This window comes from Pedosphaera parvula Ellin514 (assembly GCF_000172555.1).
Taxonomy (GTDB): domain Bacteria; phylum Verrucomicrobiota; class Verrucomicrobiia; order Limisphaerales; family Pedosphaeraceae; genus Pedosphaera.
Window position 1 is genome coordinate 1 of record NZ_ABOX02000039.1, and the last position, 24,379, is coordinate 24,379.

The window sequence follows — 24,379 nt, forward strand, 5'->3', positions numbered from 1 at the left end:
AATTGATGCGGCGAATAACGTCGTGCTGCCTGATCCAGCCGTTACAACACCCGTGTCTACCCCGGCACATATTCGCATCATTTTCCACGTCGACAGTCTGGGACAAGTGCGGTTGCTGAAGAGCGTTGCGGTCCTGTCAAGGTCCACCAACAATCCAAGCGACTTGGCGTTGGTGACGGACGAGACTTTGTACCCGAACTTCGTCAGCCCGGGAAAACGCATCTCTGCAGCTGCGTTCGATTTTGGTGACAATCAGGTGATTCAGATATTAAACCAGGTGGCAGCTTCAGCTGCCACCGCGGCTGCCAATGGAGCCAATGCCACGAATGCAGCCAACCAAGTTTTACTGGGTGCAGATGTGGATGCGCGCTACGCCGCGTTCGTGAGCGGGACCATCCTAAACAATGCTGTTGGCGGGGCTGCCGTTTCCGCCAAGAATGGCGCGGTAAGCCGTAAAAATGCTGGTGGAACAGCACTGCAAGTGATCGCTGATGCCTATTCAGCGGCGACCAATGATGCACGGGTGGTGACTGCACGCACCAATGCGTTGGCGCTTCAAGCTTCATCGTTCGTCCCGGATAACCGTTATGCGGCAGCCGTGGATGCCATTGCCAGCGCCGCTGCAAATGCCGCCGCCGCCTCAGCCAATTCCAATTTGACCGCGGCTGTGGTGGGCAGCAACGCCACCAATGCCGCTCTGGCAGCTCTGACCAACGCTCAGACCGCTCCATCCATCGTTTCTCCAGGTTATAAGAGTTTTATTGCCACTTCGACTTTCCAGTCCAGCGCGCAAATTGCTGGTGCGGCGGCAGCCTCTGCAGTTGCCCAGGCTGGCAGCGGCACCGCCAGCCAGCTTCAAGCGAAGGCAAATTCCGCGGCTCTCAAAGCCTTGACCGATGCAAAGGTCTTTGCCGCTGCTGATGGCGTGGTGGTCAACGAAGTCCTGATGGGCGGAACACTGGCTGCAAGTGGCGCTCTTAGCGGGAGCATCTACCTTGGTGCAAGTCATCCCACCAATCCTTTCCGCCACCGGATGCATCCTGATCATACCATTGGTTATCCGATCACGCGCAATCTCAGCATTCAATTTGATTCCGCCTCCGGCACCAACGCTTTCCAAACTGCCAGCTTTGGCGTCGATAAACTCACGGGAACATATCGCGAAGAAATAACGGGGCTGCATAAGCCGTTGGGAACAGCTCAGAATATCGGGCTCATTACCGAAGGTACCATCACCCTGAATCGCCTCAGCCTGGTTGACACTTTGAATCAGTAAAATTGCTTTTAGATCAGAAATTTAGCCATGAAAACTTGCTGCGTTACTCAGTCGTTCATGCGGAAAAGACTTTGGGCGGGTCTGCTGCTGGTCATGCTTACCTGCATGGCCTCCGTCAGTTTTGCCGCGTCCTCGTTTGTCGTTGGGCTGCCCGGAGTGCAAGTCGTCGATACCAAGATTGATTCTTTCGGCACCACTTACGTGCTGGGAAAGGACGGGGCGGGGGAGAGCTTGTTAATCAAGTATGACTCCAGCGGTTCACCCATAGCTTGGGTGGGCGGCTCCAGCCCGGTTACAATCCGAACCAATACCCTCGGTACCCCCACCGCGCTCTGCGTCGCTGCTGGCACCACCAACCTTTACATTGTGGGCTCTGCGAACATTATTCGCGTGAGCCGTGACAGCGGTCTTTCCAACACTACTCCACTTCCCGTTCCTGCCTCCATGGTGCCGAACGCTGTGTATTATTCCCGGCGGCTTGGTTTATATTTGCGGCATTACATTGGTTCAGGTGGTCTGTTCGCCAAACTGCGATGCGCGCGCAGTCAGTCCGCGGTTTGCAAGCTGCTGCAGATCTCACAGTAGCAGTGCGTGTGTACTATGCGCCGATCAGGTCTGAACACTGCCGAATCTCTGGCCGTGGACGAAGCCGGCGATGTTTACGTAAGCGGTCATTTTGGCAGTGGCAGTCTGACCTCGGATACTTCCTTTGACGGTTCCGGTCAATGGCGGGTGGATGTTGTTAGCGCTTCCGTCGGTATCTCTGATATCTATATTGCCAATGCCGTGCTGGGGGGAGCCGGTGCGACCTCCACCAATACCAGCTATTGGGATAAAATAAACTTTGGTAGCGGCAGCGACGGAGGTTTTGGTGGAGATGCCCCCTTTCCGAACGGTGTGGCTAACAACTTCGTTCTCCATGCCACCGGCGAAATATACATTCCTAGTGATGGGGTTTATACCTTTTCCAGCAGCACTGATGACGGTACAAGTCTGTCAATCGATGGCACCCAAGTTCTCGTTTACACTGGCTCGCGTGGTGTTGGTACAACCACCGGTGCAATTTTTCTAACACGTGGACTTCATTTTGCGGATTACATCCAATTTCAAGGCGGTGGTGCCACCTCGGCAGAATTGTTATTCACTCCTCCAGGGAGTCCCTACGTCTATTGGTTGCAACCGACCAAGTTAAGAGATACCCAAAATAAAGCCTATGTGGCCAAGTTTGATGGCGGTTTAACAGTATTTAAGAATGCTTATTTTACTGCCTCCGAAACGCCCGGCAGTGGCGGTGCTTTTCATGAATTGCAATACGCACAAGGCTGGGTTTATGCCGTCGGCTCCTGGCAAGGTGTGGCCAACAATCCTGATATTGGCTTGAAGGATACGTCCGTCAACGGCTCCACTGATATTGACATCGTAAAACTCGATACGGATTTGAAGCTCAAGGGGCGCGCCACTGTTAAAGGCAGCGCGAATAATGAAGGCTATAGCGTGAGTCCGGACGACAATGGAAATATCTACGTGGTAGGGTCCTATGGTCCTGGCTCGGTTGACTTTACCGGCAATGGGGATAGAAGCAGCACGGATCCAACGAAGGATCGCAAATTTACTTCGCTTTCATCGCCGCAAACCAGTTTGTTTGTAGCTCAACTTAACTCGAACCTGGATTTTCAATGGGTCAACCAGCCGACCAGTCCGATTCCCGGATCATTCTCCACCGCATCCAAGGTGCGTTGGAATTCAGTCTTGCAACGCCTCTTTTGGACTGGCTTCTTCGCCAACGGCAGCCTCACCCTGGGACAGCCCACAACTCAAGTTACGTTAAATGGCACACAAGGTTTTTTAACTGTGCTTCAACCGGACGGCACCTTTACCGAACGTGTTTTGCTGACCGTGATTTCCGATTATGGAAACAGCGTGTCACAGATTAAACCCTTTGGTGGTCCGCTCGTTGGCGGGAACCCAACTTCCACTAATCAACAATATGTTATCAAAGGGGTTCCGGTAACCGCCTCGGTGCCGAAGATCATTTTCCGCAAAGGACAGGTGGATGTCATTTCTGATGACCAGGCCGATACCCGTATTAGCAATAACGGCTATTCAGTGGATAACAACGTGGCCACTGGCAATGCGGAGAGTTATACCTTCACAATCACAAAGGATACTTCTGTCACATTCAACTGGCAGGTGGATTACGCCCTCAACATCGATTCAGATTTGTCCGGCACGGTCGGCACGGGCGATCCTGCCCACGGTCTAGCCGGAATTTCTGGTATTTCTTCCCTGGCATCAGGAAATCCTGTCCCATCAGTTCAGAAACATTGGGTGGCAAAGAGCGATACCGTAATCGCCACCATCGATTCCGAGACCATGGATCTTAATAACCCCGGCTTGCCAATCAAATACGTGGTGACAGGTTACAGCGCGGCCGGCCCGGCAAATCCTCTGAATAGTTTGCAAACCAATTTCATTAGCTTTTCCGGCAACGAAGTCAGGCGACAGGTTCCACAGTTCGTCATGAATGGACCCGCTTCCATTCAGTATCGCTGGAAGCTCAAGATTGGTGTGCAGGTCAACACAACCGGCCCACAATCCAGTGGCTGGCCTTTGGTGAAGGTATTGAAGGACCCCGGGCAGACCAACAGTCTTCCTCCAGCACAATCGAATGGGACAGGGTCAGGCACCTTCTACTTTGATGAGCACACTTCGGTGGATATTGGAACTTTGAAAAATCAAGGTGTGGTCCAGGTGAAGGGATGGTTGAACGGGGACGGCTATATCTTTGCCAACACTGGAGCTCTCTCCAATCTGACTTCATCATTTACGGTCACCACCACCAACGGGGTGCAAACCTATGTCTCCACGCGAGTGCCTGACCTCGTCCGGCCAGGTCGCGTCATGTGGGATTACGGCGATCGCATTTTCGAAGAAACAGTTTATATCGGAAATTCGGTAACCTTTAGTACCGTTGACGACCCGGCAGTAAAAGCGATTTTGCGATCGGATTTATCACCTGATCATGTGGATGTGAGCGAGGGGCCTCAGGGAAGTACTGGCAATGATATGGGCATCTGGGATCCGCAAGGGAAGAAGTATTATCCGCTCCGTCCCGGCGTGGTCCTGTCCTACTGGTTCACGTCAGGCGACCCGGCAGCTCGCGTGATTATCCGGCTGACCTTCAAGTATCCAGTCTCTCCTCACTATCGACACATTGCCGGCACCCCCGCCGTGAATCTGGATCCGAGCACAAACGACCTTGTGAGCTTTAATTCCTTGAAATATACCGAGCCCACCACGAGCGCGGCGGTGGATAGCAGCAATAATTTTACGGCTACCGGTCCTGGCAACACAGTCCTGCTGTTTAATGAAACCAGCAGCTCTGGTCGTGGTGGCCAGATTCAAACTTACCGGGTTCGTGTGGTGCAAACCAAGAAGTGGAACGATCAACTGCCCGCTACCCAAGTGGCTTACATCGGACAGAAAATCACCAGTGCCTATGACACCGCCGGATTGGGAACGGGGTATTTGTTCTTCAAGAATGCGCGATACAATCCGTTTATTTATAACCGTGATACCATTACCGGGCCAATTATACCGGTGAACCTTTTCCCCACCGCTGGACCGACCGAACAACTCGTGGTGGTGTGGTATGAGAATCGCGATAAAATTACTTGGCCCTACCAGGCAGTGCAGTACACGCCTGCCTGGCCAACCCCGGCAACGGGACTGAATAGGATTGTGCTTGCCAGTCGGTACGGCAATGAAAGCGTGGCTGCCGATGGTACTGATCAGATTGTGACTCCTGCAAAGATGATTGGCACCAATGTCATACCAGTCGAGACAACTTTCAATCCGGCACGTTTTCAACAATTAAAAATTTATAACCAGCCGGATTCCACGATCCCGGGTTACAATCCAAACGAAGAACATGCACTGCTTGCTCCTTCGTTGCGTTCAGCCGCGATTTCTCCCCGTCCCATGGCTGCCTATGCCTTGCGCGACAACGACCTCAACGTGACCAATCGCGACGCCAGCTATACTTCCGATCCTTACGTGCTCGTCCAGTTTTTCGACGCTCTGGATCAAGAGTTTAAGATGAAGGTGTATAATATTGTTCGTGCAGCAACCAACCTGAATGCCGGCGACCTAAGTTATGAATATTCCTTCAACCAGGAAATGAATGCAGGTGAACCCGTCATTCCTTTCTATCCATTGGTGTCCGTAATTGGAGCCACGCCTTCTGCAGCCACCTATGGCCGCGACGGTCAGCCGACTGCACAGCGTTGTTTTTGGAAGGATCATAAGGGAACCGGTTGGGCCGTTTCCGGCGATGGCTTCTTTTACATGTATTTCTATTATCCCTTGAGCCCGGATTTCTGGTGGCCTGCGGCGGATAACAAGCAACCTGGAGATTCTGTGGCCTGGTTGTCAAACACTCCGCGTGATACAAATGCCTTCTTTAACATCGATTATACACGGAATGACCAGAATCCCACAGCACAGAAAATTCTGTATACCACCAGCTGGCCGCAGAACGTGCCCGTGTTGAAGGTGGGCGAGACCCTAACCTTCCCCGGCGGCGAGTATCATGCCGACAATCCAATTACGACAGTTATCGATGATAACGGGGACTTGGTGACCGAAGATACCCCGGGATTACCCGGAGTTGTCGGTTGGGCAGCAGGAGAGATCATTTACGACACGTTGAATCCAGTCATGAACGATCAGACAATTTTTGATCGTTATACTGCCAGATTGTTCCCCGCCTTGGAAGAACGCACAGTCGATCTGCCCGTAAATCAATTCCCGGATTTGCTGCTGCCTGCTAACAAACGCACTCAGGTCAAGAATGGAAACTACGCGTTTGTCGAGCTTCCCTCCTCCCTGCAGAAACGCGTATACTACGATCCTCTCCGTGCGAAGCTCGTAATGAAGGGATTCCTTAATGACAAGGATATCGCCGACTCAACCCTCACGGCTTCGCCGCCCGCTGTTTATGTGTTGGAGCCGAATGTCCTGACGCTTCAGGAAAAAGCAATTCTTGATGGCACGGCTGCGGGCAGCCCATTTGCTGATTTGCAAGGTGGCGCCTTCGCCTTGGCTATGGATACCCTTTTCGATCTCTGCCGCAACCCAAACCAACTAGATAAAGGTAGCAACGGTGTAGACCAGGCTTATCGCGTAGGTTTGGAACAAAAAATCAAACGGCAAATCAACGGACTTCCGATTACACAAACCAATTCCGGTATCGTTTCGTATGTGCGTGATGCCTCGAAGGGTGCCGAACAGCAGGCGCTCGGGCCAGGCTTGGCCTTGGTAGCTAACCCGGCATTCCTTGACCCCAATGATTCAACCCAGATTAGCTATGTAACGGTTGCAGAAAACAACAGTGATAGCCTGGGTTCCTCCCCGGTGGTGCTTCACATCGTCAAGGTGGACAAGAGCCAGCGGTATCGCGGCGCGATCAAAACCATCCTCTCGGATAACGTTTTTGATGAGAACATTGTCCTGCGTCATACGGCTGATTTCGGCGGCAATGCCGATGATCTCGTGTTTGAGTGGTGGTATCGCCCCGAAGATGGTACCACTGCCTTGACACCTGATCGTCAGGGACCGCCAAGTCCGTGGAAGCTTTTTGCTGATCCTTCCGGAAATTTAGGTAACGGGTTTTATCAATTGACGTTGAAGGGCAATCCAAGTGCTCCGGAAGCTTTGCTGGCCGATACGCTCTTCTTTGTCCGTTATCGTCATAAGAATGAAGTGACGAGCGGTGTGAACTGGGAAGTGCCACAACCCAACGGCGAGAGTCGTTGTGTGTTGAATGATTGCAAGCCGGGCATACCTTACGACTGGGCAGGCGCAGGCAATTCGACCCCCCAGGATTTGAATCAGGATGGGTTGCCTGATTACAAACCACAACTGGCCGAAGGCTGGATCAAACGGGTGTTGGATGCAGTTAACCCTTACGAAGCGCGCATCAACGACTTCACGGGAGATAGTCCGGCAACTTACTCCAGCATGATTGAGGAACTCGGCGCCCGCTATGAAGGACCGGTCGCCTTGAACCCGGACAAAAATGTGATTGAGAATGTTGGACTGATCGCGCTGTATGAAACGATCCTCCAACGTGGTCGCGGCCTGAGCATTGACTTATCAACGCCTGTTTCCACCCCCGCCATCGCGAACGCGCTGGAATTGGCCTCCACCCGTTTGGGAGACTTCTATATGTTGCTCGGCAACGAAGCCTATTCGGATTCCCAGAATCCCACCATAGGCTACGGCAGCGATAGTGTGCAATATGGCAGTCTGGCACCTTCTGTCTTTGCGTTCCAGAACCAGGTTTCCTCCCTCTTGGAGGAGGAACTGGCCCTGCTCCGTGGCCAGGACGACAACAAGGCAGCGCCCGTTTATAACCGCCTGTTCTGGAATTTCACCAAAGGTGAGGGTGAAGCAGCCTACGCGATGAAGTACAACATCAGCGATATGAACAAGGATGGCTTTATCGACGAAAACGATGCGATGATTCTCTACCCACAGGGGCATGGAGACGCATGGGGCCATTATTTGAGCGCCATAAAGATGCAATACGAATTACTGCGCCAACCCTACTTCAATTGGGTCTCGCGTTCAGAATTTTACAACCTGCAGGACATCGTGATTCCTGTGGATTTTCTGGATGAACGCAAATTTGCGCAAATCGCCGCCGCGAAAGCCAAGGCCGGCTCGGAAATCGTCAACCTGACTTATCGCGACAAGTACGTCGCTGATCCAAACGGTCAGTGGCAAGGCTATACTGATACTGACAAGACCCGCGCCTGGGGTGTTGAAGAATGGGCTCGGCGTGCAGGTCAGGGCGCTTACTTTGATTGGATATCCGCCAATTCATTGCTGCCAGCAGTACATCCCAATACCAATTACACAGGTATTCAAAAGGTCGACCGGACCACAGTGCAGGATATCGTGCTAGTCAGCGCAAGCCTTCAGGCCATCCAGACCAAGGTCGACGAAGTAAACAACGGCAACAACCCGCTGGGGTTGGAAAATGGTTCACTTTCATTTGACATTGATCCTCCCACTTTGGATGTCACCAATCCAACCACCGCACCTGGCAATGGACAAACCTTGTTCGATCAGATGTATCAACGGGCACTGGCGGCACTGGGCAATGCAAAAATAACCTTTGATAATGCGAATCAGCTTAACAACCTGATCCGACAGGTTGCGAATTCCCAGGCGGCATTTCAGGACCAGGTGTATCAACAAGATGTCTCATATCGCAACCAACTCATCGAAATTTTTGGCACCCCGTACGATGGCACAATTGGTTCAGGCAAGGCTTATCCAGCCGGATATCAAGGGCCGGACACGATGCTCTATATGTATGTGGATGTGAATAACGTCAACGACAGTACGGTTCCACAGCCGCCCGCCTCTTACTACGACGCTTATAAGAATCAGATTACGGGCGACGCCAAAGTAGTCAATGGTGTCGATAATAGTTGGAAGACCACGTACAATTTGACTTTCCTCAACGAAAATCAAATTACCAATTCCATTAATTATTCGGACTTCTCGGACACGAACAGCTTCCCGCTCGTGAATCAGTTGCAAAATCTTAACCTGCCAATCATGGCGTCGGGTTATACCTACACTGCACCGAGTGATTGGGGAAGCCGCCAGTCACCAGGCGCACTCCAGGACATCATCAATCAAATGGTGCAGGCCCAGGCAGATCTCAACACTGCAATTAGCGACTGGGACGGCACGCAGTATTCGATGATTTCCTCTCTGCAAATGATCAATGCCAAGTTTGATTATAACCAGAAGATTCGCGACAACATGAAAGGCCAGATTGCCTATGACTCTGTCATGGGAGCCCTGGGGTTGACCTTCAAGAGTATTTCCGCTGTCAGCGAGTTGTCGTCTGAGATTGCGGATGGCATAGGCGCGACAGCGGCCATGATGTTTCCGACTACCACGCCCACAGTCGGTTTGGCAGTATCTCTCGGTGACGCATTGGCCCCCGCCCGGGGAGCAATCAAGGGAGTAGGTTTTAGTGCCAAGACAACGTTTATCGGCTTCAAACTGCTGTTCGATAAACTGGCAGACGGTACCGATCTGGCTAAGTCGATTGGTGATTCCATTTTCGCTTTGGAAATCGATGGCGATGAAAGGGACCTGGATCTGATCCAAAATCTTTCAGAACTCCAAATCAATTCGTATAACGAGTCCAGCGCACGCGTGGTGGTGTTCAAACAGGTGCAAGTGCTCTCTGAACTCTCTGATCAATATCGCAGCAAACTGGCCGAAGGGTTTCGCTTGATGGAGGAACGGACAGCCTACAACCAACGCGTCGCGGCTCAAACCCAAAAGAATCGTTATCAGGACATGACGTTCCGGGTTTCCCGCAATGCGGCCTTGGAAAAATACCGGTCTGCTTTTGATCTCGCGGCTCGTTATACCTACCTCGCCGGCACGGCTTTCGATTATGATACCAATTTGGGATGGGATGATGCCGGTTCCCCGGCGGACATTCTTACCGATATCGTTCGTCAGCGGACAATCGGTCTGATCGGCAGCAACGGCCAGCCGGCGGTTGGGGCTGGAGGACTGGCGGAAGATCTTGCAAAACTGCAGGCAAACTATCAAGTCCTGAAGACTCGGCTGGGCATAAACAATCCGCAAATTGAAGAGGCCACTTTTTCAATTCGCAGCGAGGCTCTGCGCATCCTGAGCACTAATACTTCCGATGCCACCTGGGTTTCCACTTTGCGCAATTCGGCCATATATAAGAGCGACCTTTGGCAAGTACCCGAATACCGTCGTTTTTGCCGCCCCTTCTCCTCGGCCACCAACGGCGCACAACCTGGTCTTGTTATCACATTCAGCACCCAGATCCGTCCGAATAAAAACTTTTTCGGCTGGCCGCTTGGCGGCAAGGACAGCAGTTATGATCCGAGTGTCTACGCCACCCGAATCAGTTCTGCCGGTGTCTGGTTTTCCGGCTATGACACGGTCAACCTGCCCCAGACTCCCCGTGTTTACCTAATCCCCATTGGTCAGGACATCATGACAGTTCCGACCAGTCCGGACCTCGCAGTTCGGTTGTGGGATGTGGTGGATCAAAATATCCCGGTGCCTTATCCGGCGGATTCCGCCAACCTGAATGATCCAACTTACAAGCCGCTGACCGATAGTCTTAGTGGCTCTTACGGAGACATTAGAAGGTTCTCCAGCTTCCGCGCCTTTGGCTTCGATCACAGTCAGCTGAGCGCATTCGAACAGGGAAGCCTGATTTATAACGCTCGCTTAACAGGACGCTCGGCATGGAATACGAAGTGGATGTTGATTATTCCTGGGGCCACCTTCAACGCAGATCCAACGCACGGCCTCGACCTGTTCATCAACAGCGTCAAGGACATCAAACTCATCTTTAACACTTACGGGTATTCCGGAAACTGATCATCACAAAAGCAGTGTTATGAAGAATCTCTCCTCGAGACAAAAGCAGGCGCCAGTTATGAAGCAACTGGGAGCGCGGGTTTTATCCGCTTCGTGGTTCGACACCGCAATCCTCGCACTCCTGTTCGGAATGCTGTTCCTGGGCATGCCCGTTCATGCTCAAATTACGGAGCCGGAAACAGTTTTTTACGGCAAGATCATCAACCGCACCAGCGGGGAGGAATACTTGATGAGCAAAGGCAATTTGAGCTGGACCGTCATTCGTCCGGATGGTCAACAGATAACCCTGACCACCACCTTGCAGCCGTTGAACGCTGGAGAGTTTTCCTATCAGTTGCTGGTCCCTCACGAAGCGCTGACCTACGGTGTTTCAGTGTCCACGAACTCTGTTCCGCTGCCAACGCAGCTGATTATTTGCACGAACATCCTCATTAGTGTGGATGGAAATGCCGCCAGTATCATGGCTCCGGGATCGGCCAGCTTCGCTATCGCCCAGAGCTTGCGCGCTTCCACCTATCGTCTGGATTTGGAAGTAGGAAACGCGCTGCCTGACACCATTGGGGACGGGATTCCAGATTGGTGGAAAAATCAATTCGGCATTGTCGATCCGAATGCAGATCCAGACCATGACGGTTGGTCAAATCTCCAGGAGTTCCTCCATGGTTCAAATCCCAACCAGGACAATCGCATCCCGACGCTGGCGACTGATGAAATTTATGTTTATGCCGATGGTACAACCGGAATTCGCCTGAATGCCATCGACTCGGATAGCCAGCCGACAAACCTCTTCTATTCCTTGACCAGCCTGCCCCAAGGCGGATTGTTTTACCTGCGGAATGCCCTCACAAATGTCTCCAACAGTGATGCTGTGTTGACGAACGGTTCCGTCTTCACCCAGGATGACATCAACAAAGGTCGTTTGATCTTTGTGTCTCAGACCGGGAGCAATTCAGTGGTCGCCACGACTTTTGGGGTAACTCTGCACGACGAAAACGCTGCTCATCCCCAGACCAATGCAGTGGTGAAGGTGAACATCTATCGACCGCTCTACCCGAGCGGGATAATTCAGTTGGCGCAGTCGATTGCGGCATCACCGGCTGGCTTTACCGCCCTGGCAGGATTGTCGACGGATGAACAGCAGATGGTTATCAACTATTTCCTCAGCCGCGATCAGGGTTATACCATTTGGGATGCCTCGCGCGCCTCCGCCGGACAGGAAGTGCTGGTTGCGAGTTCCAATCTCTCCTCAAACCAATATGCTCAATACGTTGGTTCCTTTGGTCGTGATCGCAAGCAAGTGCTGGTTGGCGGAGCAGGGAATGACCATCTAGTGGGCGGCATGGAGAACGACATCATTGTGGGTGGTCGGGGTAATGATACCCTGCGCGGCAATGGTGGCAGCGATCTCTTCGTTATCAACAGTCCCAATGATGGGAACGATACCATAGAAGATTTCAATACTGCCGAGAACGATGCGATTGATATTTCCAGAGTTTTGGTTGGCACTTCCAGTCTGCTGACGAACTACGTGCAGATTACCAATTCCGGCACTAACTCCTATATCGGCATCAACTTCAATGGAACCGGCACCACGTTCACCAACATGGTGCTAACGCTACTTAACACGCATTTCACCCAAAATGATCTCCGGACGCTGGTCAATAATGGCAATCTGATCACTGGCGACAAGGTTATTGCTCCGACAGTTTCAATCGTGGCGAGTATTCCGGCAGCCAGCAAGAATGGGCCCGTATCGGGACAGTTTACGGTAAGTCGCACCGGTTCCATCAATTCCTCCTTGCTCGTGAATCTGCAGATTACTGGCTCAGCGGCTGATGGCACAGATTACCAATATGTAGCCCCGCAGGTTTCTTTCAATGCGGGTCAACGGACCGTCGATTTGCAGATCAATCCTTATGCCAACTCGATTCTGGTGACCCAGGTTGTCCAGATGGTGGTGATATCAGGCAGTGGCTATGAAATTGCAACTTCCAATTTGGCTCAAGTCACCATTGAGCCGTTCGCACCACAGATTACGATTGAGGCCATCGAGCCGGTGGCTGTGAAAGGGGATCAGACTCCTGGGACTTTCCTGATCACTCGTGGCGGAGCGATCGACCGAAGCGTCCTCGTGCGGTTGACGATCGCTGGCACGGCCGTCAATGGCACCGATTACAGCAGTATCTCCACACTAGTTAACTTTGCGCCCCAACAGACCACCGCGCTTTTGACCATCACGCCAAAAACAACGTCGGTGCTGACGAATGGGATGAAATACGTGCAGCTCACGGTCAAGCCTGATCCTTCCTACAAGGTATTCAGTCCGTCAGTGGCCAGGGTGTTCATCGTCAACCAACTAATGACGCTGGCTCAATGGCAGCAGAATAATTTCCCAACCTCAACGAGCGATTGGTCGATCTTTGCCGGACAAGATGCATCGAGCACCGGCATCAAGAATATCTTTCGCTATGCCTTCGGCCTGGACCCGCAAAATCCACAAGCCTCCAAAGGTCTGCCGAGCTATCAAATTGTGAATGACCACCTCACAGTTACATATAAGCAACCCACTTCGGTTTCCGATATTCAATACACTGTGGAGGTTTCGGATGATCTCGTCACCTGGCGCTCGAGTTCGGATGATGTCGTGCAAGTCCTGCCATCTTTGAACACCAACGACGTGGAATCAGTTTCCTACCGCAGCTCGAAGTCAGTCCAGGGATCGCCGCAACAATATATGCGCGTAACCGTGGCTCCGCAGTAATCCTGAGTGCTCCTCGAAGAATGAAAATGAGTTCCCAGAGAATAATCGCGAACCGTTGCCGGGTGGCTGTCATTATCAGCCTCTTGGCCATGCTTCCATTATTCGCGGGTTGTTCGAAGAAGGTCGTCGTGAATTCACCAGTGCTGGCGAAGGTGGGCAGCCGGGAAATCACAACGGCAGATTTCGAACAGGAAGTGCAATGGCGTATCAAGACCCAGCGTTCGTTGCCGGATAAGCAAGCCTTGCTGCAGGAAATGATTCTGCATGAGTTGAACTTGCAGAAGGCGAAGGTTGCCGGTTTGGAGAACGATGCAGAGGTTCGCCGCACCTACGAGGATGTACTGGTGGCCCGCGTGAAAGAGACGCAACTCACATCGCGCTTGGAAGCTGTCAAAGTTTCGGCCGATGAGATCCGTGCTGCCTATGACCGGGATATTGCGAAATACACGCGCCCGGCGAAGGCGAAACTGGCGCTGATCTACATCAAGGCCAATTCCAAGCTGAGCGCTGAAAAAATCGCCGAGTTGGAAGGGCGCATGCATGAAGCCCAAAAGCAGGCCCACACGCTGGCAACGGCGACTCCAGGCTTTGGCCGTATTGCCGTCGATTTTTCTGACGACCAGCCAAGTCGCTACCAGGGCGGTGATGTCGGTTGGTACGATGAAGGACTGGTGGAATATCGGTGGCCCAAGGAAGTGGTTGCAGCCGGTTTTGCTCTGAAGGCCAAGGGTGAGATCAGTGACGTCATCAAGACTGCCGATGGATTTTATCTCGTGATGAAACTCGATTTGAGAGATCAGGTCATTACTCCGCTGGAGCAGGCTCAGGCTTCCATTGAACGTCGTCTATTGTCGGAAAAACGCAGGCAACTCGAAGAGACTTTTGTCAGGGAAATGCGTGCTTTCGCTCCAGTCCAGACGGACTCGGATGCATTGGCGAAGGTGCAATATCCGACCACCACCGTAGCGAAGGCCGGAGAGTCGCTGCCACCTGCGCTCGCTCGTCCATAATGAATTTAACTGCCATGAAACAAAGATACAGTTTGAAGTGTTTATTCCCATCAAAGTTTGCGCTGCTCGCGCTTTTATGCCTGTTGTGCGCGCCTGGATTGATCATGGCCGCAGGCACCAATGCCCCTACGATTGTCGCCACCGCTGCGAATAGCACCATCAATGATAACCAGAACAGACGCCCGTTCCCCGGGTCTGCCGTCATTGATGATGCCGATAATGACCAGGTGACGGTCACAATCACCGTCAGCCCGTCCAACGGCGGCAGTTTTCAATCCACCAACGGCTTATCCAATGTCGGCGGCACTTACACCATCAGTCAACGGTCCACCTCGAGCGCCACCAGCTTTCTACAGGATCGTCTGGTTTTCGTTCCCACAATTAATCAGATACCAATCGGTTCCAGTCAGACCTTCACATTTACTGTCTATGTCACCGATTCGACGGGTTTATTTTCCAGCACCAATTCGAATACCTTCGTAACGGTCAATCCCGTGAACGATGCGCCAACAATCGCCGGCACAGCGGCAAGGAGTACGACTGATAAAGTAACCATAGCTCCTTTCCCCAACGTCACCCTTAGCGATGTGGATAATAGTGGGACACAACAGGTGACTGTAACAGTCTTTCAGGATGATCTCGCCAAAGGCACCATCCTGCTTAATGCAAGCGGATTTAATTCGAGTAACGGCACGAACACGTTCACTGGAACTCCCGCTGCCGCGACCACGGCCATCAAGGCTTTAACCTATCAACCGACACAAAATCGCAAGCCCGTCGGATCTACTGAAACAACCACCTTTACGATCATCGTCAGCGATTCTGAGCTTTCTGATATAGACACATCCACAATTATCTCCACGTCAGTAAATGATGCGCCAACGCTGACCGGTCTGACGGCAACACATCAACCAGTCGCCACGGGACGCTCCATCACCCCTTTTGCGAACGCAATTATTTCTGATCCCGATCCCAACGACACCAGCACAAATGTTTTGGGACAGAGTCTCACCCTGATCGTTCAACTCCAGGGCAGCAATCCTGGCGGCCAATTGCAAGGCGACAACATCACTGGAAATACCTACATTGCCTCCGGCATCTCCCAAACAGAAGCCACCACTCGACTCCGCAGCCTGTTATACACGGCCCAGAGCCTGCCGATTGTAGGCACGAATTCCGTCGGATTTACGGTAACGGTGACTGATACTTTCAACGCGGGAGCCACCAACACCACCACGGTCGTGGATGTTTACACTCCTGTCTCCCCACCCGGACTGACTGGAACTCGCGCCGACCAGCGAGTCAATGATAACAGCACCATTACTCCTTTCTCCAACGTCAGCATCCAAAGCTTTAATGCCGGCGCGTTCAGTGTAATCCTTCAATTGGATAGCGATTCAAAAGGCGAACTGGTCAACCTTGGTGGTTTCAGCAAGTCAACCAGCACGACTCCGAACTCTTATATCTTCAGCGGAACCAGTGAGGCCGCAACCGCCGCGATTCGACAGATGCTGTTCCAGCCAACAAATAATCGCATCAACGGCTCCACCAACGAAACCACTTACGTCACCGTCACCCTCGTGGATGGCGGGGTGACCAATGTACCGGATACCACCACGAGCATCATTGTGACGCCGGTAAACGATGCTCCTTCCATCCAGGGCATCTCGGCATTGGCAACGATTCCGGACACCAGTTCGAGCGCACCATTTCCTACAGTTCTGATTACTGACGTTGATGAGCTTGGAAACCAGCAACTGACAGTAACCGTCCATTTGGATGATAATGCCAAGGGAACCTTCAACACCAACAGTCTTGCTGTATCCGGATTTGTGAGCAACGCGGGAAACTATACCTTCAGCGGTTCACCTGCGAGTGCCACGGCCGCCATCAAACAGCTTGTATTTGTCCCCACGCCGCACCGGTTGCCTGTCGGCTTGACTGAAAATACAACCTTCGCCATCACCGTGGATGACGGGCACGGAGGAATTGTGGCCAATAGCAGCACGATCATCCGGGTAGCCGCTCTTAATGGTGGTCCGGTGGTGTCTGTTCCCAATGTGCAACCCGTTTCGCTACCCGTCGCTCCGCCAGTAAAGCCTCTTGGTTTGGTGAGCATTGAAGCACCGCAAAACGTCACCGTCACCTTGCAACTCACAAACGCAACCTGGGGTTCATTTAACGCGACCAGCTTGGCGACCAACGGCTTTACCAACAGCGCCGTTGGCACCTATGTCTTTGGGGGCAGCGCGAGTAACGCAACGGTGGCACTGGGAAATATCGAGTTCCTGCCCAACACAAATCTGGCGATCGGCACCGCAATTTATTTCACCATCGGCGCACAGGATACGACCGGCAATTCCGCTTCAGCCAATCTCGCGATTACATTCAGGCAGAATCAGCGTTCGATCATCGTCACGAAGACAACTGATTATGATCCGAATGATTCCAGCGTGCCTGACAGCCAGAAGTATGGAACGTTGCGCAAAGCGGTCGCGGATGCCGGCAGCAATGACCATATCACTTTCGATCTGCGTTCCTCAGATCCTGGTCTTCCTGATTATCCCACGATCATCAGGCTTAAGCGCACGCTTTTCCTGAACAAGAATGTAATTTTTGATGGGCCGGGAGCGAACCTGCTGACCTTGAGCGGCGATACGGATGGTGACGGCATTGCCGACGTGCAATTGTTCCAAGTTAATGCCCAGGTCACAATCAACCGTTTAAGCTTCACCAAAGGGCAGCACTCCTTTTCGGGCGGTGCTTTCGAGGTAAACCAGGGCGGCAGCCTCAAGTTGAGTTATTGTGCGGTCACCGATAGCAGTGCGAGCGTGTGGGGCGGTGGTATCGATGTGAATGGTGGGAGTATTTACCTGGATCACTGCCTGATTAAGGGCAACAGCACCAGTGCCTCCTCAGGGCAGGGCGGCGGTGGAATTTCAATTTATTCAGATTTGCCATGTGTCATTGCGAACACCACGTTCTCGGGTAACCGGCAACTCTCTGGTGGCGGGTTGGGTGGCGGTGCGATGTATGTTGAAGACCTTGATCCCGGTGTGGAACTGGATGTGTTCGTGGTCAACAGCACGTTCCACGAAAATACTGATGCCGCTGGCCATGGTACTTCCATCCGGCCGAATGTCTTCAACACGGTGGTGCAGTTACAAAATACCATTGTGGCTGATGGGCAGGGCAAGAATCTGGAAATGGATCAAAGCGGTGCCATTATCTCGCTCGGGGGAAATATCTCGGATGATGCAACGTCCAGCATTTTCTCTGCAGGCGGAGCCCCAGTGGCAACAACCATTTTGGACCAATTCTCGGACTTCACAAACTCGATTCCTTCCTTGTTGACGTTAACGAACTACGGCGGTCCCACTTTGACCTATGCCCTGGGCCAAACCAGTGTTGCCATCGGCAGTGCCGTTTCAAACACACCCAGCGCAGCATTCTTCGATACCTTGGGAACCGATCAACGTGGATTTATTCGTGACTCAAGTCCGGATATTGGGGCCTTTGAACTCAATGCATCGAAGCGAATCATAATTGAAGAAATTCAATTTGCCCCGGCTCCGCCAAACACCAACGACGAATTCATTGAATTTTATGTGCCACGTGATTCCACTGCTTTAAACCTCGCTGGCTACCAGGTTTATGTGGGCGGTGCTTTGCGACATACTTTTGCGAGTCAAAATCTTAACCCGGGCGAAGCCCTGGTTTTGTTTTCACAAAATGCTGTGAGTACGGTCGTTCCAGGAGGAGTTTATAAGCAGATTGCAACCAATAACCTGCTGCTGGATAACCTTGCTGGAACCGTCACTCTTAAGAATACATCCAACCAAACTGTCCTTGAGATTAGTTATGTTGGTTCCTTTACTTCCTCTGATCCCAATGATCCTGGCTTTTTGACTGCGACAAATCAGTCGTTGGTGTTGAGTCCGCAGTTCCAAGGCGTGTATCTACCTTACCAACGTGTGGTGCAGAAGGAAGGTGGCAGGATTCCAAATCCAGGTGAATTTGCCAACCCTGGTTATGATGCGAGTGGCAACCCGCTCGCGATTGGCAACGCTCCGCCCAGAGCGTTCAACGATGTGGCATCGACGGATGCCGCCACCATCCTGCAGGCGGTTCCGGTTCTGGCCAATGACTTCGACCCGGACAGCATGGATGTTATTCGCGTGGTTGGTGTAGGCGTCACCAATGCCGTCGATTTTGGTGTAACCAACGTTTCTGCTTACAGTGCTCTCGGAGCTTTGCTGACTATCAATAACTCACCACAATCGGGTGCAAGTATCTCCTACGATCCCACAGCTTCGGCATTCATTCATTCATTGCCTGCTGGAAGCAACGTGGTGGATACCTTCCAATACACGATTCTTGATTCCTCCAACGGAGTGGACCATGTGCGCGGTGCAATCCAGTCTGACATAAATCAAAACTTGGTGAAGGCCACCGCCACTGTAACGGTGAATATCACCGGTGTGAATTTCGCGCCAACTCCGCAGGATGACGATGTGAACTCAAGTCCGGTTTTGACCACGCAGGAAGATACAGTGCTTGATTTTACCACCGCGAACAGCATCCAGTCGAATGACACCGATCCGAATAGCGATGACAATAGTTCGACGCTTAAGATTATCTCAGTCCAATCCGTACCTGCATATTCGAACTCGCTCCAGACGGTGAGTGCGCTAGGTGCGTTTGTAACGCTGGATATTCGTTTTAATCGCAATGAAACCCATATCACTTATGATCCCCGCGGTTCAGCCATTCTGAATGCCCTGGGTCAGGGACAGACTGCTTCTGATACATTTTATTACAGTGTGATGGACAGGTACGGCGCCATCGGCACGGCCGCCATTCACGTGACAGTCACTGGCGTCAATGATGTTCCTACCGCCAACCCGGATAGTTTCGCCACGGACGAAGAAACGCCTTTGATCTTACCCTGGACGGCTTTGACCAGCAATGATACCGATCCAGACACTGGCATCATTAATCCTATGCCAACCCAACTGCAGATCACCGCAGTAACGCCATTAAGCGCGCTGGGTGCCAGCGTGCAAATTGTCGGCACCAACGTCATCTATGATCCGACGGTTTCTTCCAACTTGAATGCCTTGGCGAGGAAGGAAGTGGTGGTGGATACATTTACATGTACGGTTGGCGATGGTTACGGAGGATTCAGCAATGCCGTAGTCAGCGTAACTGTGACCGGAGTTAATGATGCTCCCATTGGAACTGATGATCATTACACAGCCAACGAAAAATCACTTTTGGTTGTGAGCGGTCCCGGTGTGTTGAGCAACGACCACGATCCGGATGTAAACGGTGTGTTACCGGACGATACGCTGCGCGTAATCCCATTCCTGGGCAAAACAACGATTGGTGGCGCAGTGGTCACAATGAATCCTGACGGCAGCTTTATCTACGATCCTCAAGGTGCCTTCAGCTGGTTGAAGGAAGGTGCCACAACAAATGACTCCTTCGCCTATACGGTGACCGATCACAGCCTGACCATTGCGAATGACGACGTGTTCAGCCTCCAAGGTGGCAGTGGAGGCAGCCTCCTTCCCGTGCTGGCAAATGACGCATTGCTCTCGCAGGCCGGAGGCAGTTTAAGTGTTGTCGGACTTGGCGCCCCAAGCGCTGGTGGAACTGTTGCCATTGCTGCTCAAGGCAAGGCCGTCCTCTACACTCCGCAACTCAACTTTGTGGGGACGGATACGTTTACCTACACCATTTCCGATGGCATCGGCGGCACAGACACTGCCACTGTGAAGGTGCTGATATCGGGTAGCCAACTCAACGCCAATGCAGACGCATTTGTGGTGGCCAAGGGAACCAGTGTGAATCTGGATTTGCTCGCGAACGACAACATCCTGCCTGTTTCAGGTGCCGCCATTTCGATCACCTCGGTCGGCGGTACTGACAAGGGCGGCCTGGTCAGCTTGAACGGCACTGGTCCGAATAATCTGATTGCCTACACGCCGGCTTCAACGAACGTCTATCCTTATGTCGAAACATTCAGTTATGTCATCACGAGTGGCAGCTTGCAAACCACAGGTGCCGTAGCCGTAACGGTCGTTGATCGAAACAACACTCTGGCAGCTAATGACGACAACTTCGTGGTGGTCGCTGGCGGCGGAAACAACATCTTTGATGTGCTTGCGAATGATCAAATTCTGCCAGGCGGCAACACCAATCTCTCGATTGTTTCCATCCAAACCAATGGTCTGGTTGGAACGATATCTATCAACAGTGCTCACAACCGGTTGGTTTACAAACCTGCGGTGGGCCTGACGAATCATCAGGAACCCTTTATTTTCTATACAATCTCGGACGGTGCGGGCGGTACCGCCACAGCGAGTGTTTCGATCAAAGTGCAACCGAGCGGGTTGTTCGCAAATGACGACGTCTTTGCCGTGATGAAGGGAAGCGCGAACAATACCTTGAGCGTCATTGTGAATGATGCCGAGTTGCCAAATTTGGGTCAGAATCTTTACATCAGTGGAATCGGAATTGGAACGAATGCTCCAAACAAAGGAGGCGCCGTTGCCATCAACGGGGCGGGAAAAGGGTTGCTTTATACTCCAGCCACCGGTTTCACGGGTGAAGAACTGTTTACTTATGAGATATCGGACGGAACATCCACCAGGGCACTGGGACACGTTCGCGTGAAAGTGATGGATACCACCACGATCAGCTCTGCTCCGGATGCATATACCGTGGGCCGGGACAGTGCGAACAATACTCTCGCAGTGTTGAAGAATGATTATCTTCTCCCGCGCACACCGGGCAGCCTGACGATCACGGGATTGAAAACCAATGGTTTGATCGGAAGTGTGGCCATCAGCGGCGGTGGATCGAATAACACTTTGGTTTACACTCCGAAGGCTGGTTTCATCGGAAAGGAAACATTTGGTTATGAATTCGTGGATGGACAGGGTGACAAAGGCACCAACATTCTGACGGTAACCGTGGGCGGCCTCATCGCGCTGAATGATTCCTTCAGCGTGCTTTCTGGCACTGCCACAAACATCCTGGATGTTTTGGCCAATGATTTAGGCTTCCCGGATAGCACAGGAGTTCGTCCTATCTCTGGCTTGGGGGCACCCGATCACGGAGGCATCGTTACCACGAACTCTTCTGCCACGATGGTTCTTTATACACCCGCACCTGGCTTTGTGGGAGCCGAGCATTTCGGCTATCAAAGCAAGGATGATTCGGGAGCGGTGGTGAGTGGCAACGTGACTGTTCGGGTGATACGCGCTGGTTCTGACCGCGATACAAGGATGGTAACCATCACGGTCATTGGTGTGAACGACGTGCCACAAATCGTTGGAACGGGAACAAATCAAATCACCGACAAGCAGGTAGTGCAGCCCTTTGCCAACGTCACCATCAGCGATCTTGATGAATACGGATTGCAACCTCTTACGGTCAGCGTTGCGATGGATAATGCTGTCAAAGGTTCGCTGCAGAGCCTTGGCGGATTCGTGAATGCAGGTCCAGGTTTTTACACTTATCACGGCGTGGGATCGAATATCACGACTGCGATTCGTGGATTGGTCTTTGTTCCAACACAAAATCGCATAACAGTGCCGACGACTGAAGCCGCTGTCTTTACCATCACTGTCGATGACGGATATGTGGTGCAACCGGTCGTGAATGCCAGCAGCGTGGTTAATGTTACCGCTGCCGATGATGCACCAACCATCGCTGGTACCGTGGCGGGACAGACCGTTTATCAGCGTTCCAGCATCAAGCCTTTCGCAGGAGTTGTGATTGGAGATTTGGATGATTTCCAACTCCAACCTCTGAAAGTAACTGTGACTTTGGACAATGCTATCAAGGGGAATTTAACCTCACTGGGCGGGTTTGTGAGCCTGGGCGGGGGAGTTTATACCCTTGGCAGCACCAATGCTGGTGTTACCGCAGCGGCGGCCACGACAGCAATGCGAGGTTTAATTTTTAATCCCACCACTGCAGGCCGAGTGACGCCTTCTTCACCAGAAACAACTCGTTTCACCATTCAGGTGGAAGACAACTTTGCAGCACCTGTGGTGGACAACACCACTACAGTAATAGCAATGCATCCGTTCACGGGCAGAGTGGTGGCTGGTGATCATGCCAATCCCGCGCTCTTCGGCGCTTCGGTAGGTGCATCTCGCAACGTGGTCGTGGTCGGTGCGCCGCACGATAGTCTGAATGGGGGCACTGGTTCCGCTTACCTGTTCGGCCGCAGTCAGGATGGGTTAAACACCTGGACGCAGATTAAGAAGCTCCTGCCTGGCGGCGGCACTGCCTCCGATGAATTTGGATACTCGGCTGCCATCTATGGAGATATAGTCGTGGTTGGGGCGCGATATGGCGACGAGAAAGGATTGAATGCCGGATCAGCTTATATTTTCTCACGCAATCAGGGTGGATCCAACCAATGGGGCCAGGTTAAAAAACTGTTGGCTTCAGATGGCTTCGCCGGTGCTGTGTTTGGATCTGCGGTTGCTGTTAGTGGAGACACGGTCGTCATCGGCGCACCAATGACGGTGGGGCAATCTGGCATTGGCTTCGGCGCTTATATTTTCTCACGCAATCAGGGTGGATCCAACCAATGGGGCCAGGTGACCAAGCTGCTACCTTCGGATGGCAAGCCGTTTGACCTGTTTGGAACCTCCGTTTCAATCGACGGTGATACAATCGTTGTGGGTTCACCCGGTTCGGATGGTCCATTGGCTGGTTCGAGCCCTGATTATGGCGGTGCATATGTGTTTGCACGGAACCAAGGCGGGCTTGGGCAGTGGGGCCAAGTAAAGAAGTTGGTTGGGACCGATACCATTGCCAACGACCGGTTTGGCAGTTCGGTTACAGTGAATTTGGATACAATAGTTGCTGGATCGCCGGGTGCTGATGGTGCCGCAGGTGTCGACTATGGTGCGGCCTATATTTTTGGGCGCAATCAAGGCGGCAACGGGCAATGGGGACAAGCTAGGAAGCTAACTGCAGTTGATGGCTTTATCAGCGATAGCTTTGGGTCTGCAGTCTCTCTGGATGGAGATAGAATTATTGTTGGTGCCGCATTAGCGGACCACAACGGTGTGGATTCCGGCGTTGCGTATCTTTATGGGCGCAATCAAGGCGGCAGCAATCAATGGGGTCAACTGGATGGGTTTTTGCCAGTGGGTGTGGGCGCAGGGGATAATTTTGGATCTTCCGTGTCACTCAGCCAGGGGACGATTGCCATGGGCGCTCCGAACGGTTTTGATGGTGCAACGCGCTTTGGAACAGCCTTTATGTTCCGGGTTGAATTCGACAATGCGCCGAGCCTTTCGACCCCAATTCCGAACCAGTTCGCCACCGTCAACGTGCCGTATAGTTTCACGCTTCCGAGTGCGACATTTGCCGATGCAGATACAGGTGATGGCTTCAGCCTCTCATTGGGCACCGGTTCACCGCTGCCTGCCTGGCTGGCTTTTGATCCAGCAACCGGCACTTTCAGCGGTACACCGGACGCTCCGGGAACCTATGTCATCAGTGTGATTGCCACGGATTCGGCTGGCCAGGCCCGCACAGGTCAAATGAACTTGTCGGTAAGCACGGTGGTGCCGAACGTGTTCAGCCTGCTATCAGTAACGGTGCAGCCCAATTCCTTCGGTCAAACTGCAACAATCGTGATGGCAGGAAATCCGGGAATCACCTATCGGTTGCAACGGACTGCGGCTTTGCAGGGGAACAGCACCGTTTGGACAGATCTGAACTCGGCGGTGGCAGATAGCAATGGAATCGTAGTTTTCTATGATGTGAACGCACCCGCGCAATCGTTCTATCGCGCCACATTCCCGTAAGCGGGCGTATAGACTGTATCTT

6 protein-coding genes are annotated in these 24,379 nt (G+C 52.4%); all 6 read left to right on the forward strand.

Annotated features, from left to right (window positions below; all coding sequences use genetic code 11):
• Window positions 1-1,276 (forward strand): hypothetical protein (locus CFLAV_RS35705; protein WP_007417282.1); only part of this gene is annotated, 1,276 nt, incomplete at its 5' end.
• A 27-nt stretch (window positions 1,277-1,303) separates the two neighbouring features.
• Window positions 1,304-1,861 (forward strand): hypothetical protein, encoded by a 558-nt coding sequence (locus CFLAV_RS23185; RefSeq protein WP_007417283.1) that lies wholly within the window; start codon window positions 1,304-1,306, stop codon window positions 1,859-1,861.
• Window positions 1,862-1,876: 15 nt separating this feature from the next.
• Complete coding sequence (locus CFLAV_RS23190) at window positions 1,877-10,741, forward strand: PA14 domain-containing protein (protein ID WP_007417284.1); 8,865 nt, start codon at window positions 1,877-1,879, stop codon at window positions 10,739-10,741.
• A gap of 19 nt (window positions 10,742-10,760) precedes the next feature.
• Window positions 10,761-13,502: a Calx-beta domain-containing protein gene (locus tag CFLAV_RS37015; RefSeq protein WP_007417285.1), complete on the forward strand. Its 2,742-nt coding sequence runs from the start codon at window positions 10,761-10,763 to the stop codon at window positions 13,500-13,502.
• Window positions 13,503-13,528: 26 nt separating this feature from the next.
• Window positions 13,529-14,512 (forward strand): peptidylprolyl isomerase, encoded by a 984-nt coding sequence (locus tag CFLAV_RS23200; protein WP_040549869.1) that lies wholly within the window; start codon window positions 13,529-13,531, stop codon window positions 14,510-14,512.
• Window positions 14,513-14,526: 14 nt separating this feature from the next.
• Window positions 14,527-24,357 carry a cadherin-like domain-containing protein gene (locus tag CFLAV_RS23205; protein ID WP_160164644.1) on the forward strand — a complete coding sequence of 3,277 codons (9,831 nt, stop codon included), beginning with the start codon at window positions 14,527-14,529 and terminating at the stop codon, window positions 24,355-24,357.
• The last annotated feature ends 22 nt before the right edge of the window (window positions 24,358-24,379 follow it).

What these genes read in the sequence shown, in the direction of transcription:
- CFLAV_RS23185 (WP_007417283.1), top strand. Translation starts at nt 1,304, where the DNA reads ATGAAAACTTGCTGCGTTACTCAGTCGTTCATGCGGAAAAGACTTTGG.
- CFLAV_RS23190 (WP_007417284.1), top strand. Translation starts at nt 1,877, where the DNA reads ATGCGCCGATCAGGTCTGAACACTGCCGAATCTCTGGCCGTGGACGAA.
- CFLAV_RS37015 (WP_007417285.1), top strand. Translation starts at nt 10,761, where the DNA reads ATGAAGAATCTCTCCTCGAGACAAAAGCAGGCGCCAGTTATGAAGCAA.
- CFLAV_RS23200 (WP_040549869.1), top strand. Translation starts at nt 13,529, where the DNA reads ATGAGTTCCCAGAGAATAATCGCGAACCGTTGCCGGGTGGCTGTCATT.
- CFLAV_RS23205 (WP_160164644.1), top strand. Translation starts at nt 14,527, where the DNA reads ATGAAACAAAGATACAGTTTGAAGTGTTTATTCCCATCAAAGTTTGCG.